We start from the raw sequence: 15,370 nt of genomic DNA on the forward strand, positions 1-15,370 counted from the left end.
GCAGCATTGCTACTACTCCTTTTGCTAATCGTAATACTACAGTTCGGGCATATCATGCTATTGCTTAAAAGTATTTTTTAAACCTTCCCTTATAAACTGTTTATGTTCTATGAAGCTTGTCAATTTTTTATTCAGATACCTGGATCCTGACAACAAAAATATGATCGATACGATAATATGGGTCAACAGAATAGCGCTCGTTGTTTTATTTTGCTGTCTGGTATTGATATTGGTCCGTATATAGTTTTGATAATAGTGTCGAAACTTTAAATTATTGTCATCAAAATCAGTATCGACACTACTTTTTTTCTAATCTTTTATTTATTAAATCAGAAAAAGCCGGCTTGTTTCTTAAAACTTCCGGCTTTTCTGTTTCTTCGCTTTTGCCCACTGCCATTCTAACTTTGCAGCATACCAAAATGTATTGCTGCATGGACTTTCCAATGTTTCATCTCGACTGGCTGAATGACCGGTTTTTGATAGCGATGATCGCTATTATACATGTATTTATCAATCATGGATTGGCAGTTGGATTTATTCCTTATATCGCCTGGCTGGAACAAAAAGGTGTTAGAATGGCCGGTAGATCAGGCATTACCGATCAGGAGTGGGACCACCTGGTATATAGAAAAATGATGGTCGCCTTTGTCATTACCACTACTTTGGGAGCAATGACAGGTGTAGGGATCTGGTTTTCCGCGGGGTTAATCAGTCCTTCTTCTATCGGCAGCCTTATCAGGGTGTTTTATTTTGCCTGGTTTGTGGAGTGGTTAACCTTTGTTACAGAGGTGGTATTAATCATGATATATTTTCTCACCTGGAAACAGAGCAATCATTCCCTGAAAGCTAAAATAAGACATATCCGATTTGGTTGGTTTCTTTCCATTTTCTCCTGGATCACAATGTGTATCATCGTTTCCATACTTGGGTTTATGATGGATCCGGGCAACTGGAAAACAGATCACTCACTGATAAGTGGCTTCACCAATCCCATTTACTTACCACAGCTGATTTTCCGAACACCAACAGCGATGGTGTTGGGCGGAGTGTTCGGTATGGTGCTGACCACCATTTTTTCCCGCAGGAATTCGGGCGGGAGAGTAATTGCACTGAAGAGCGGGGCTCGTTGGGTATTGTGTTGGTCTCCCGTTTCCCTGGTGGCCGCAATTATTTATTACAGGGCCATACCTGAGGCGATGCGTGAAAATATGAGCACTGCTGTTGGCACTATGGAATTTGCCCAGTATTATGAGCTGCTGAGCTATATAATTCCGGCGGCGGTATCACTGGTGTTCATCATCAGTGCCTGGACACTTTTCAAGCCCCGCTCTGTACGAATGTGGATGGTATTAATACCCTGTATGGCAGCTTTCGGCTTCCTGGGGATTTTTGAACGGGTACGGGAATTTATCCGTAAACCTTATGTTATTGGTGGATACATGTATTCCAATTTACTAAGAAAAGAAGATTACCCCTTGTATAAACGCGATGGATTGCTGAAATATGCCACGTATGCCACCGCCGGCAGGATAACCCCGGAAAACAAGATTAACACCGGGAGAGATATATTTATACTGGCTTGTAGCCGATGTCATACAACAAATGGTATCAATTCTATTGTGTATGTTTTTGAAAGGCTTTATGGCTTGAATAAAACGCTGGATGAAAACTCCATGGCGGCATACATTCCCAACATGCATAACGGCAGAACCTATATGCCTCCTTTCCCGGGAAATAATGAAGAGCTCCATGCACTGGTTGCCTATATTAAACATCTCCAACAAACAGGGGAGCCACTGGAGGGAGCCCAATCTGCCGGAGTAACTGTTAACCCTGACAACAGTATGAACAATCTTAAATATTTGGCGGATACGCTCCAATCGAAATAATAATACCCGATGCACTACAATTATTCCATAAATCATATGCTAACATTATTGCAGGCTGCTACGCCCGTTCCCAGGGACATTCCATTAGCGTTACCTTTACCAGAATGGTTGCTGGTTGTCTTTCTGGTTCTTTCGTTTCTTCTCCATATCATTTTTGTGAACCTGATGCTTGGCGGCTCAATATTGACATTATGGGCGCAGGTAAAAGGATTAAAAAACAAAGAGTACGATACACTGGCCTATGAAATTGCCAAAACTATTACCGTCAATAAAAGCCTGGCAGTGGTGCTGGGAGTAGCTCCGCTATTAAGTATCAACGTGCTCTATACTATTTATTTTTATTCGGCCAATGCTTTGACCGGCCTGATGTGGATATCCATTGTTCCATTGGTGACAGTAGCTTTTCTGCTGACCTACCTGCACAAATATGCCTGGCACAAATTAGAAGATAATAAGATGTTGCATATCTCTATCCTGGCATTGGCTGTGTTGATTTTCCTTTTCATTCCGCTAATTTTTCTAACGAATATTAACCTCATGCTGTTTCCCGAAAAATGGGGCACTGTAAAAGGCTTTGTAAGCGCCTTATTGCTGCCGAACGTATTCCCGCGGTATTTGCATTTTTTATGCGCGTCGCTGGCAGTAACCGGATTGTTTTTATTCTGGTACCTTAATAGACGCCGGTATGCATTTGAAACACGTTTTATATCTATCACGCGCTATGATATCCGTAGAAAGATGTATAGCCTGGCACTGGGAGCTTCTATGTTTCAATTTGTATTTGGACCACTGGTGTTGATTACGCTACCTGCCAAAGGAGTACAATGGAATCTCATCATTGTTATTCTATGTGGGGCAACTGCCGCATTGCCCGCCATGTACTGGATGTGGAAAGGTATTACCGGAAAACCAGAAGATATTGGGAACAACTTTGGAAAAGTGATCGTCACCATGACGCTTACCGTATTGCTGATGGCAAGCGGGCGACATGTTTACAGGTCCAATGCGCTGGCGCCTCATAAAAAAATGATGGCGGAAAAAACAAAAACATTTGAGAAATTATCTGCAGAAGCAAGGGCTCACCCCGGATCGGACGAAAATACCGTGGCGGTCAAATCTGCGGGACCTGTTGCAGCTGGCGCAGCTATCTTCCAGGCTAATTGTGCCGCCTGCCATAAAAAAGATGAACGGCTAGTAGGCCCACCTGTAACAGAAATGGCGGACATCTACCATAACAACCTGCCAGGACTGAAAAGCTGGATACGTAAACCCGGAAAAAAAAGGGATGGGTACCCACAGATGCCAGGATTTCCGCAACTATCAGAGCCAGAGATGACGGCATTAACCGAATATATTTTATCTGTTAAATAAAAAGATATGTTACCTGCTCTCTTTATTATTTTAATGGTCTTGTTAATGTTTTTGATTTTAAGGCTGCTCATACTAATCTCAACCAATATTTTATACTTATCAAAGGATGATGATTTAACAAACACCAATGATGACATCGGGTGGCTATAATGCTAGTTGTGGAGGATGTGTTGGTGTAGATACCCGAAATACACCCCATTCCCATAACTCTTTCTCACCTGCCGCGTCTTCACCCAGTCGCGTAACAGGTCAAAGTATCCCGGCGACTGCCGTGCTAAAGGTTCCGGGCCCCGTGGTGTGTCTTCCATTTCAATAATTCCGTGATCTGCATTTGGGAAGATAACCAGGTCTATATTTTTCCGGGTAGTAATCGCTTTTTTCAGGATATCGATAGTGGCTTCATTTGGTGCTTCGGTGTCTTTACCGGCAATCACCCATAACATAGGAATATTAACGCTGCGAAAGGCCGGTAAGGGATCGTAGTCGAGGTTAATATCCAGCGGGAATATTTGTTTGAGTGAATCCAGCTGAGCACGACTGGCATTGAGAATAGGACCGGTATAATCGCCATTTAAAGACTTAAACCAGGGCGCCTTGTTGTAACGTGCTTTCAGTGAATCAAGTGTTTCCAGTCCGCCGTTGAATTGCCCGCGTACCACCTCGTCAGTGGCGGCTACTACCTGCATGGCTTGTTCAATAGCTTCCTGTTTATAGCCTTCCAGTTGAAGGTCGTGTAGTACCTGCTGCCGGTTTTCTTCACGAGGTGGAATGAGCAGGCTGTAACTGGCAATAAGAAAATCAACGAGTGTCTGGCTGGCTGTTAACGGTACTATCCAGCCGCCCTGGCTTTCTCCCATTAGTCCCAGTGGCACTCCTTTTACGGCTGGTTGCGCCCTCACTGCTTTTACCGCCGCCACCATATCTTTTGCGAGCAGTTCAAAGCTGGCAGTTTGTTTCCCGGTGGATCTGCCGGTGCCGGGTTTATCATATACAAATACGGCAATATCATTCAAAGGTAACAGGTACTGCACATAATTATTGTACACGGCCGATTCCTGTCCTGAGCCGTAATGTAGTATCACTACGGCCTGGGGCTTTTTATTCACAGGAAGGAATAATTCACCATACAGACTGGCATCCTTACCGCTAAAACGGATGGGGATAACGGGAAAGTGTATACGTTTTCCCGTGAGGGTGTTACCATCTTGCCGGAAAACGAGCGAGTCGTGTGTGCTACCGCTGAAGTGAGCAAATATATTCGGATTTTTAGGGTTGGCCCATCCGGGGCCAGACTGATAACTGCTATCGGCCTGGAGAAAGAGGCGACCGCAACTGCCGTCCATGCGGCGATAACGGAGGTCCTCCCCCTGGGAAGGACTGATCACCAGCTTGCTGCCATCGCTGAGTGCATAGGCACCATTGCGGTAGTTGGAAAAATACTCGTAGTCCTGGGCCATAGCCTGCCCGGCAATAAGTGCGGTAGTGAAAAATGTTAGCAATGGTATTTTCATATAGTCGTGACTGATAGTTCTTAAAGCGTAAGCTGGAAGGTGGCAAACTTTCCATCCTTGTAGTGAGCTGGTAATCCCACCGGATCGGGGATGTCTGCGTCGCCAAGATAAGTAAAACCGCAGCTTACATAGTAATTGTTTAACTTCTCGTTACCGGCGCCTGTGTCCAGTCGCAGATAATGCCGGTGATGCTCCCGTCCGTATTGCCTGGCCCAGGCAATAATCTGTTTCACCAATCCGCGCCCCCGGTACTCCGGATGCGTGGCGATCCGGTGGAGATACAGCGAAGGTTCCTCGTCTTTGCTACCCCATATCAAAGGATCGTTGAAGGTAGTAACAAATACACCCACCATTTTTCCGTCCGTCACCAGTTTCCACTGCCGCTGTTCTGCAATTTCCTGCGCTACCATCGATCGGTCAAATCCTTTCCAATAACGCTTTACACCGTGCTGCAACTGGTATTTGGTACCTTCCTCGTAGAGGTAAAAGATATCGTTGATATCTGTTGCCTGGCTGTTGATTATTTCCATGCTTATGTAATTATTTCTCCAAAAATATCTACTTTGCATAAACTGTAACAGATACAGATTTTAGATATTTTAGTGTAACAGATGAAAGACTTCCAATACATAGATATCGCAAACCGGATAGAATCGATGATCAACAACGATACTTATCCGCTGGGAGAAAAGCTGCCTTCTCTACGTGTCATCAGTGAACACTTTGGTGTAAGTGTGGGTACTTCATTGAAAGCCTATGGTTTATTAACAGATAAGGGATTGCTGGCAGCCCGGGAAAAATCAGGATACATAGCGCTGCGTAAATCCATGGGGCAAACGGCACAGCCAGTAGCTACTACTACCGCTCCGGCGATCCGGGAAATTAATGTGAGCCGTATCATCAGCAAAATGCCGGTAGATGCGGGTCCATATCCGCCGGGCTTCATCTCTTTCTTCAATGCTTCGCTGGACACGCATATGATCCCTTTCAATGCGGTGCGACGCAGCCTGCAGAAAGCCTCCCGTGACCTTACCGGCGCTCACCTGCAATACGAATCTACATTGGGAAACCAGCAGTTACGGGAACAAATCGCCAGGCTCTCTTTCTACTGGAACGGTAGCTTATCGGCCGACGATATACTGGTGACTAACGGAACGCTCGAAGCTCTCAGCCTTTGCCTGCGTGCGGTGACGCAGCCCGGAGATACGGTTGTAGTGGAATCTCCCTGCTATTATGGAATACTGCAATGCCTTGAGCAACTGCAATTAAAGGTAATAGAGCTGTCGTGTGATCCTGAACAAGGCATACAAATAGCACAATTGGAAACAATCATCCAGTCCTTTGATATCGCTGCCTGCCTGTTTATCCCCAATTTCAATAATCCAAACGGCGTACTGATATCCGACGAAAAGAAAAAATGGATTGCTGAAATGGCTGTGAAACGCAGGCTGCCGGTAATTGAAGATGATGTATACGGAGAATTGTATTTCGGTTCAACAAGGCCCAGTACCATCAAAACCTATGATAAACACGGATGGGTCATGCAATGCTCCTCGTTTTCGAAAACGGTGGCCTGCGGTTATCGGATTGGCTGGTGTGTGCCAGGCAGGTTTCTCGAAAAAGTATCACAACTGAAAGCTACTACTAATATAGCTTCAGCAACAGTGCTGCAACTATCTGTCGCCGATTTGCTCAGTAGTGGTACCTACCAGCGTCACCTTCGGAAGCTGAGACCTTTGCTGCATAAACAGGTTGTGCTGACCAGTCAGTATATCGAACAATATTTCCCGGAAGGTACGAAGATCAGCCAGCCTGATGGTGGTATAGTACTTTGGGTAGAACTCCCAAAGCAGGTAGATGCCATGAAACTACAGAAGCTGGCGCTGGAGCAGCGGATCAATATCGCGCCCGGACCACTTTTTTCCAGCACCGGCGGGTACAGAAATTATATTCGTATTAGCTGTAATAAAGAATGGAACCGGCAGGTTGAACAGGCTATTCGTAAGCTGGGTAAGCTGGTTGCAACTTTCTAAGCAAGTGCAGGCACCAGGCTATATCATTCTACGACATTTTATATCATTAGCTGCCATCGACAGTGGCTCAGCGAATAAAATATAGCACGGGCGCACCTGCAACTGCAAACCGGCAGAACAGTGAGTAAAGTGGTATTAACGGTTTGGCAGAAAATCTACAAGCCTATTTTAATGCTTGTTTTAACTTTTTTAAATAATATGAATGGTACGCTCCTATTCTTTGAAAAATGTGAGGAGATTTTCTGCTACTATTGCCGGCGCTTCATTATTTGTTGGTGACAGATGATGAAGCGCAGGTAATAGCAATACTTCCGCCCGTGGAATTGTTTGCTTCAGGACATTTAATGTGTCGGAGATAAAACCAGGACTAGCCTTCCCGCCCATCAGGAGAACCGGAACAGACAAGCTTTCATATTTCCTGTAACTTCCTTCTAATCGCTTTACTTCCAGGTGTTCCCGGAAATTACTGGCTAGCAATCTTTTCTTGAGTTCCCATTTTTTTCCTTTTATGGCCAACCGGAGTACAAAACCTGCCAGCCAGGATGGTGCATTACTCAACGGACTGTGCCCCATTCCCTGTACGAAGACTGTAAAAGCTTTCCTGTATTGTTGATGAGCCATGGCCGTTTCATAGCTATTCAACCATTTCCAGTTGCCATGAAGCGACACACCCGGCTCGTAAACACTTATTTTCTTAAATGGATGACCATTTACCGCTGCTTCCAGTGCTACCAATCCTCCGTAACTGTGTCCAAACAGAAAAGTGGCGCCGGTGGCTTGCTGCACTGCCATTACATCATTACAGTCATCTTTGATATTATAATGGGCTTCCTGCCCGTGCCTGTCGCGTCGTTGCATCAGGTGAACCGTAAAATTACCAGAAAGCGCTATGGCTAAATCTGTATATTCTTCTATGTCGCTTAATGCACCATGTACAATAATTAGCCCGGGGCCGTTGCCAATGGTGTCATAAGTAATCATACCGCCTTTAGCAGATGTTGCTGTGTTTGTTTTAAAAGTTGTCATAGGTTTTTTAATTGAATTAAATTTCAATTGTAAAATTATAGGATGGTTTGGTAAGAAATATTTTTATGTTGTTTAAAATTTGCTTACAATTGAAATAATTTTCAATTAAAAGACAATGCCCAAAGCGAAAGAGCAATTTGAGGAAATGCGCCAGGAAGCGCAGAAGAAGATACAGGCAGCCGGGCTTGAGCTTTTTGCCAGTAAAGGTTTGGCCGGGACAAACATTAAAGAAATAGCTGCAAAAGCGCAAATCAGTCTCGGGTTGATGTATCACTATTACACCAATAAGGACGAACTATATCTTGGATTAGCCAACCAGGCGATGGATATGTCCATTGCCCACCTGACTTCATTAAAAAAGCAGCATTCTACTGCGAGGGAGAAGGTAGAAGGCTTCATTGAAGGGTTTCTAACAGGTGTACATAAATACCCTGAAATTTGCTACTTCATTATTATTGGGCAGCAGTTTGAAACCAGGGATGCTGCACAGGATCAATTGTTGATCACCCGCAAGCAGCAATCAATGAAAATACTGGCCGATATTATCAAAGGCGGCCAAAAAGAAGGTAGCTTCCTATCCGGGGATCCGATGCAGCTTGCTGCCATGTTAATAGCAGCCACACAAGGATTGGCTGCCTTCAAAATGACGTTTGGAAAAGGGTTTACCATTCCGGGAAAAGATATACTCATGAATATGCTGCTTATCAAATAACTAGCCGTTTATAAAAGTGGTATCATACTACGCCTGATACAATGCTACTATTTATCCGGCTTTTCACCTACCCGACAAAAAATGACCGATGCAATTATGCATCGGCCATTCTTCAGGCAACATTGTTCATCGGGGGTACATGAAACAATACTACTTCTTTATTGTGCGTTTAGTGCCTCTTCAATTCTTGCCGGCGTTTTATCTTCGCTCGGCCTGGAAGCATCTGCGTCAAATATTTTTCCATCTCTTCCAATAATGATATAGCGTGGAACCCCATGGATGTTAAATGCATTGGCAACAGCGCTTTTCATGCCACCGGCAGATAATAAATGAATGCCCTCAATTTTATCGTCTTCAATCGCTTTTTTCCAGTTGGCTTCTTTGTCATCTATACTGATGTAAAGGAAAACCACCTGTTTATTGTCTTTAAATTTCTCATGCAGTTTGGGGCTGCCATTTTTCATCTCATAGCGGCAGGGGGTGCACCAACTGGCCCAGAAATCCATGTAAATCACTTTACCGGCAAAATCTTTCAACGTTACATCTTTACCATTGAGGTCTTTCAGTGTAAAGAACGGCGGCACTTTACCTGCGGCCAGACTGAGTGTTTTGGCGTACGATTCCTGTATAAACTTCGCATCTTCTTTGGTAGCATACTTCGCAACATAATTATCTATTGCCGGTTTCAGGGAGGCCACATCTTTCTCCATTCCTATCAGGGAATTCAGCGTAGTCTTCATGGCCATGCTACGCAACTTTCCTGTATAATGCTGTTCAATCAGTTTTAACCGCTGCTTCAATGCCTGGGGATATTCATAGCTGCTATCCAGCTTTCCTTGCTGGTATAATTCACGCCAGCCCATATAAGCAGGATAGCTGCCTCTCATAAAAGCATTGTAAGATTCATTGTTAATCAAATCATCTCTCATCTCAATATTATCACAAAGCTTCCAGTAATCATCGGACAGCACTTCCGACATTTTTTTCTTGAAACCAAGATGATAAAAATAAGGAGCCAGTACTAAGGAGCCTAACTTCCGGTACTTAAGAGATATCGACTGGTCTTTATAGAAAACAGGGGTTACTTTGCGCTTATTCGCCTCCAGTATATCAATAGATGCCTGTTCCATCCGATTCACCGTGTCAAGATATTCCTTCACTGTTAGATTAGTAGCATTGATGTTTTTATAATCCAGCAGATACTGATAAAAGTATTTCCACAACACTTTAGCATTTTCGGCGCCTGGTCCGGAGAAGGTTGTTTTTTCCTCGAAATCTGTTTTAATGTTCAGCTTATCGCCGGATTCCAGGAATAAATACATCTGTCCTTTTTTGGGTGAATCGATACCCACCCTGATCGATTTCGGGAAGGTGCCGGTAAAGCGATGTGTCACTTTCCCTTCTTTATTGGGTGCTACCATGAATACACTTTGTTCTCCGTCAGCTATCCATACAGAATCCACCTTTAGCGGGGATATATCCAATACGATGGTAGCTTCCTTTTTTTGTCCAAAGATGATGGCCGCATACAGGCAGCATATCACCGTGATGATACTCGTTTTCATTATACTGTTTGCTTTTAATTTTTATAAGAATTTGATTTATCCAACCTTTCAGGCAAAGCGATGCCAGACTGCTGTTCAACACAGCAATCGAATCTGTTATGTTAAAAGTGTTTAAGGGTTTTGTGGCATATCCGGATTGGCGTTGGCGATATACAATGGAATGCGGAAGGTGAGTCGTTCCGGACGCAATGTATACGTGCTTTTCACCGCACCGGTCATATCATACACCGTATGCGTGGTTCCGACGGTAGATTTATATACCGGATCTACAGAAAGACGGCGCATATCAAACCACCGGTATCCCTGTATCGGAAATTCACGGATCCTTTCATTGAGAATAAAGGTGGTTAACGCCACCTTATCTGTTGCAATGGCTGCTGGTATAGCGGCTTCTCCGGCAGGCATTCGCTTATTGCGGAAGGCTTCCATGTCGGCAACAGCGCCAGCCAGGTCGTTCCCGCGCGACTTACACTCCGCCCTCAACAAGTAGATATCAGGGACGCTGACGCCTGCGTTGTTGGCGGCGCCACTCCCCCATGCTCTGAGCATGCCATTGGGATAAATGTGTGTAAAATCAGCCAGAGGATTTGGCGTCAGAAATGCACGGCGGTAATCACCGGGCAGGTAAAGTGCTGCTGTTTTACTATTCAGCACAACACCTGAAAAGACGTAGGTGAAATAATTGAGCGTTCTTCTGAGAAAAAGGACCTCATGATCAATATTCAGATTCCCCCTGGTGGGCCCTGTAATCGGACTTACAGGTGTAAAAGCGCCTCCGGGTGTCAGCTCCTTCTGAAAATCGTATAGCCCAATGGGTATGCTGGCACCTGCCAAATCGTTGATGGCGGCATTCAATTGTGGCAGGGCTTTATCGTATTGTCCCATGAAGGCATATACCTTTCCCAGCAAACCTTCTGCTGCCGGCTTCGACATACGGATACGGTTCGTTAGTGCAGTGGGCAGATAAGGTATGGCGCCTGTCAGATCCTCCACGATGAGATCATATATTTCCTTTACCGTAGCCCGGGTAAATTTTGTTTGAGATACATCGGCTGTCAATACTTTTGGTACGGCCAGGTCTGTTGCTGCAGTAGCTTCATTGTAGGGCGCTCCATAAAAGTTAACCATCATAAAGTATCCCCAGGCGCGGCAGGCGCGTGCTTCAGCTTTCAGCGATTGTCTTTGCGCTTCGCTTCCTCCGCTGGCATTCATCACTTCATTGATGATTTTATTATACTGATACATGACCCGCATGATCGCCGTCCATTCCATGGAGGTAGCATCCGGCAGGTAAATATCATTTTCCCAACGGAAAGATTTTTGGTTCTCCGGTAATGTTTCACCTGTAAGATAAGGTACTACACCCGCTACCTCATCGCCGGTTACCTGATAGGCGGTAATGGGAACCACAGTGAGTGCGTTCAGCAGCTGATCATAATCCGCTGTTTTCTCTGCCACCAGTACCCCTTTGGGATTGACTTCCAGGAAATCCTTTTTACACGCAGACATGAGCATCAATGCAATAAAAGGATAAATATATTTTCGGTTCAGTAGCCCCATTTTCATTAATTTTTAAAGTGTTAAATGCGCACCAAAAGTGATAGCTCCCTGGTTTACCGGCATAACAGCACGATAACCAAACCGGGCGTCCTGGAATTCCGGATCAATACCATTATGATTGGCTTTCCATAGCATCAGGTTAGACACCTGGAACCGAAACGTCAATTGCTCCGCATGGATCTTTCTTACCATGGCCACCGGCAATGTATAGGATAACGAGATATCGCGGATTTTGGCATAGGAAGCATCCACCACATTGTTGTTACCATATATGTAGTAATCGGTATTGCGTCTGCTATAATTTTCCTGGGTACTTACAAAAGAAGGAATACTTGTATGCGCTTCATCTCCCGGCTGCTTCCAGCGGTCAGCAAAATCTGCATGCAAATTACCCGTGGTGAAATTCTGTGCCTGAATGAAACTGTAACCGGTGTAAGTGCGGTTCACATCACGGAACATTTTGTTGCCTAAGTTGTACACAATATTAATGTTCAGTGAAAATGCCTTGTAAATGAAAATATTAGATAATCCTCCGCTCCATGGCTGCTGGTAAACACCCATGTATACCACATCTCCGGCCTTTACTCCTACAGGATCTTTCGTAACACTTTTATCATTCAGTTTCACCTGTGGGTCGCCCATGTGATCCAGGCCCGCAAAATCATAAGCCCAGAGCGCAAAGGCCGGGTGTCCTTCAACATAATTGGCACTGTTGATCATCTGTTGTCCGGTGGTATACGGAAATTGCTGCACCAGTTTATCTATCTTATTCTGGTTGTAAGACATTGTCAGCATAGTGATCCACTTGAATTTCTTCGTCAGGATATTGCCTGTAGACAATGTGAGCTCAATGCCTTTATTGGTAATATCTCCGGCATTGCCAAACAGGGTGGTAAACCCGGTGAGAGGGTTTACGGGCACGCTACCCAGCAGGTTAGAAGTTTTTTTCCGGTAGACATCTACTGAACCGGTGAGCCGCTCTCCAAGAAATGCGAAGTCGATTCCGATATTAATAGTTTTGGTACTTTCCCAGGTCAGATTAGGATTAGCCGGTGCGGAAACATACAAGGCTTTTCCTCCGGGTGCATTGGCTGCATTGATGGCGGTGAGTACATCAAAAGAAGCGGCGCTGCCGGGTATAGGTGAAATACCGGTGATGCCATATGTAGCTCTCAGTGCCAGGTTGTTCACCCCTCTGACGGCTTCAAAAAAGGGTTCATTACAGATATCCCATTTTCCTCCCACACTCCACACTGGTTTACTTTGTGCCGCTTTATTTTTTCCAAACAGGTTGCTTTGATCTCTACGCCAGGAAGCATTGAGGGAATACTTGCGGTTGTAGGTATATGCTGCGTTCAGGTACCAGGAAGTAAAACGGGACATGACTTCTTTTTGATTAAAAATTGAGTCCGTGTTTAAGATAGATCCATTAGGAGAAGAAGGCATCACCGGGGCGGGTACGCCGGTAGAAGCTAACAGCTGGTAGTCCACCAGTGAATAGGTTTGTAGTCGCTGGTCGTAACCGTATTGCTGATTGCTGTTATAAATACTTTTTTGTTCCTGTGCTTCCTGTCCCGCCATGGCGGTAAGCTGATGCAGCCCTTTCTTCCAGTTGTGATCATAGATGAGCTGATTTCTGACTACCCAGTTATCCTGGTTGGCATTGATCAGGCGGTATTGTCCGCCGGTGGTGGGCAGATGATACACGGGAATATTACTGGAGGTAGGCACTTCTGTAAAATTCACCACTTGTACCCGTTGGCTATAGTTGGTATTATCATCGTACATAGTAGTCCGGGTATTACCTTTAACATATCCGTACATGCCTTCAAACTGGAGGTCCTTCAGCAGGTTGATGGTTACGCCTGTATTGATGCGGGTGAGAAGTCCATTACTTTTTGTTTCGCCGGTGTGGGCGTCATCGATGGGATTATAATTCAGGTTGATTTTACTGCTGGCTTGCATCGCAGCCCTGGCTTCTTCGCTGAGATAGCCCATGTATGGCATATCGATGCTTTTACCGGATCCATCTTTGAATAGCTGGTAAGGCAGAAAGCGGGCATCAGGTGAAACAGCGCGATTGGAAGCGCTCACGGTGTTGGTGATATCTGCCAATAAAAAAACTTTCAGGTGTTTATTAAACTTAAAGTCCTGGCGGGTATTTACTTTATATACATTGTTGGTATTACCGGGTGTATTATCTGTAGTACCGGTATATGCCAGCGATCCGTAAAAAGCATATTTACCGGAGCCTCCGGCAACAGACAGTGTATGGTTCGTTAACCTGGCGGGACGATACATATCTTTTATCTGGCTGCGGTTGTCGATATGTGCCAGGCTATCCAGTTTGGCATTGCCTTGTGTAGCAGTCAACACGCCGCGGTACATATCGTATAATATTTGCCGGTCGGGCGATAACCCGGTGGAACTGCCATTTGACGGATCATAGGTGGTAGCAGCCCCATATGGGCGGTTTACCGGGTCAAAAGTTTCTTTGGCAGCCTGGATGTATTGCTGGCTATTTAACACGGGAAAGTAACCGAAATCCGGTTTTCCGCGGAAGCTGATAAACCCATCGTAGTTCACGCTGAGACGCTCGTTCACCTCTCCTTTTTTGGTGGTGATCACAATCACGCCGTTAGACGCCCTGGCGCCCCAGATAGATGCGGCAGTAGCATCTTTTAATACACTGATGGATTCTACATCCTGTGGATTGATAGAAGATACATCGTTCACAGGCATACCATCTACTACGTATAACGGATTTTTATCGGCGTTGATGGTACTGAGTCCGCGGATCTGGAAGGTAGTTCCTTCTCTCACGGCGTTAGGAGAATTATTAACCACGAGGCCCGGTACCAGTCCTTCTATCCGTTGGAGGATATTCATGCTGGTGCCGCGGTCTCTTATCACGCCCATATCGGGGTTAGAAAAAGAACCGGCGCTTCGTTCTTTTGAAATTTGCTGATAGCCGGTATTGACCGTTACTGCATCCAGTTGTGTAGGATCTGCTTCCAGCAGAATGATAACGCCATCGGCGGTGTTGAGTAATGCCTTCCCGGTTACGCGTTCTCCGTCAACCACCAACATCAGTGCGCCTGAAGCATTCACCGCGGCTGTAACCGGGCGGAATCCCAGGTAGGTGATATTCAATAAATCATTTTCTTTTACGGTGATGGTAAACTTTCCATTGGCATCTGTCACGGTGCCTTTGTTAGATCCCATCACCCTTACGGATACCCCCGGGAGTGGGCTGCCGTCGGTGCTGCGTACAATCCCTTTTACCGGTGGAACCGATAACGAGGGCGGGAGCACTGGCACCGGCTGTATGGCTTTCCGGCTGATAATGATAGAAGTGTTTTTAATAGTAAATCCCAGTGACTGGTCCTTAAACACTTCTTTCAAAAATGTTTCAAGTGGTTGCTGGGTGGCGGTGATGGTAACAGGATGGGCATTTTTCAATACGTCTTCGTCGTATAACGCCACGAAGCCGGTTTGCTTTTCTACTGCTTCCAATACTTTTTCCAGCTTTATTTTGCTCCCTGTAAATGTTATTTTCTGGGAGTAGCTCCTGGCAGAGATATGCAGGCAGCAGACAAGTATAATGATGGCGCTCAGTTTCATTACTCGCAGCATTTGGTTGATAAACCAGCGGTTTGTTAAAACAACACGCTCCTGGTTACAATAAGTACTTAATTGCATA

The 15,370-nt window shown here is 45.1% G+C and carries 10 protein-coding genes; 4 read left to right on the forward strand and 6 right to left on the reverse strand.

Annotated elements, in window-relative coordinates; genetic code table 11:
- Positions 1 to 431 precede the first annotated feature (431 nt).
- Complete coding sequence (locus J7623_RS25880; protein WP_291926239.1) at positions 432 to 1,889, forward strand: cytochrome c; 1,458 nt, start codon at positions 432 to 434, stop codon at positions 1,887 to 1,889.
- Positions 1,890 to 1,925: 36 nt separating this feature from the next.
- On the forward strand, positions 1,926 to 3,260 hold the full coding sequence (locus J7623_RS25885) for a cytochrome c (protein WP_291926241.1): 1,335 nt from the start codon (positions 1,926 to 1,928) through the stop codon (positions 3,258 to 3,260).
- Between the two features lie 152 nt (positions 3,261 to 3,412).
- Here the strand turns inward: J7623_RS25885 and J7623_RS25890 are convergent, their stop codons facing one another.
- Positions 3,413 to 4,771, reverse strand: a complete 1,359-nt coding sequence (locus J7623_RS25890; protein WP_291926245.1) for an alpha/beta fold hydrolase — start codon at positions 4,769 to 4,771, stop codon at positions 3,413 to 3,415.
- A gap of 20 nt (positions 4,772 to 4,791) precedes the next feature.
- Positions 4,792 to 5,301 (reverse strand): GNAT family N-acetyltransferase, encoded by a 510-nt coding sequence (locus J7623_RS25895; protein WP_291926248.1) that lies wholly within the window; start codon positions 5,299 to 5,301, stop codon positions 4,792 to 4,794.
- 81 nt (positions 5,302 to 5,382) lie between these two features.
- Here J7623_RS25895 and J7623_RS25900 point away from each other — a divergent pair, with 81 nt between their 5' ends.
- Positions 5,383 to 6,804: a PLP-dependent aminotransferase family protein gene (locus J7623_RS25900; protein ID WP_291926251.1), complete on the forward strand. Its 1,422-nt coding sequence runs from the start codon at positions 5,383 to 5,385 to the stop codon at positions 6,802 to 6,804.
- A 213-nt stretch (positions 6,805 to 7,017) separates the two neighbouring features.
- Here the strand turns inward: J7623_RS25900 and J7623_RS25905 are convergent, their stop codons facing one another.
- Positions 7,018 to 7,830, reverse strand: coding sequence for an alpha/beta hydrolase (locus tag J7623_RS25905; RefSeq protein ID WP_291926254.1), 813 nt, complete (start codon positions 7,828 to 7,830; stop codon positions 7,018 to 7,020).
- Between the two features lie 115 nt (positions 7,831 to 7,945).
- Between J7623_RS25905 and J7623_RS25910 the strand changes: the two genes are divergently transcribed.
- Positions 7,946 to 8,542, forward strand: coding sequence for a TetR/AcrR family transcriptional regulator (locus J7623_RS25910; RefSeq protein WP_291926256.1), 597 nt, complete (start codon positions 7,946 to 7,948; stop codon positions 8,540 to 8,542).
- 158 nt (positions 8,543 to 8,700) lie between these two features.
- On the opposite strand, the gene J7623_RS25915 is transcribed toward J7623_RS25910, so the two are convergent.
- The 3 genes from J7623_RS25915 to J7623_RS25925 form a co-directional block, all read right to left on the reverse strand.
- Complete coding sequence (locus J7623_RS25915; protein ID WP_291926259.1) at positions 8,701 to 10,107, reverse strand: TlpA disulfide reductase family protein; 1,407 nt, start codon at positions 10,105 to 10,107, stop codon at positions 8,701 to 8,703.
- Positions 10,108 to 10,218: 111 nt separating this feature from the next.
- Entirely contained in the window at positions 10,219 to 11,667 is a 1,449-nt protein-coding gene (locus J7623_RS25920; RefSeq protein ID WP_291926262.1) for a RagB/SusD family nutrient uptake outer membrane protein, read from the reverse strand.
- 12 nt (positions 11,668 to 11,679) lie between these two features.
- Entirely contained in the window at positions 11,680 to 15,369 is a 3,690-nt protein-coding gene (locus J7623_RS25925; RefSeq protein WP_291926267.1) for a SusC/RagA family TonB-linked outer membrane protein, read from the reverse strand.
- Position 15,370 lies beyond the last annotated feature (1 nt).

Source organism: Chitinophaga sp., assembly GCF_017745275.1.
Taxonomy (GTDB): Bacteria; Bacteroidota; Bacteroidia; order Chitinophagales; family Chitinophagaceae; genus Chitinophaga.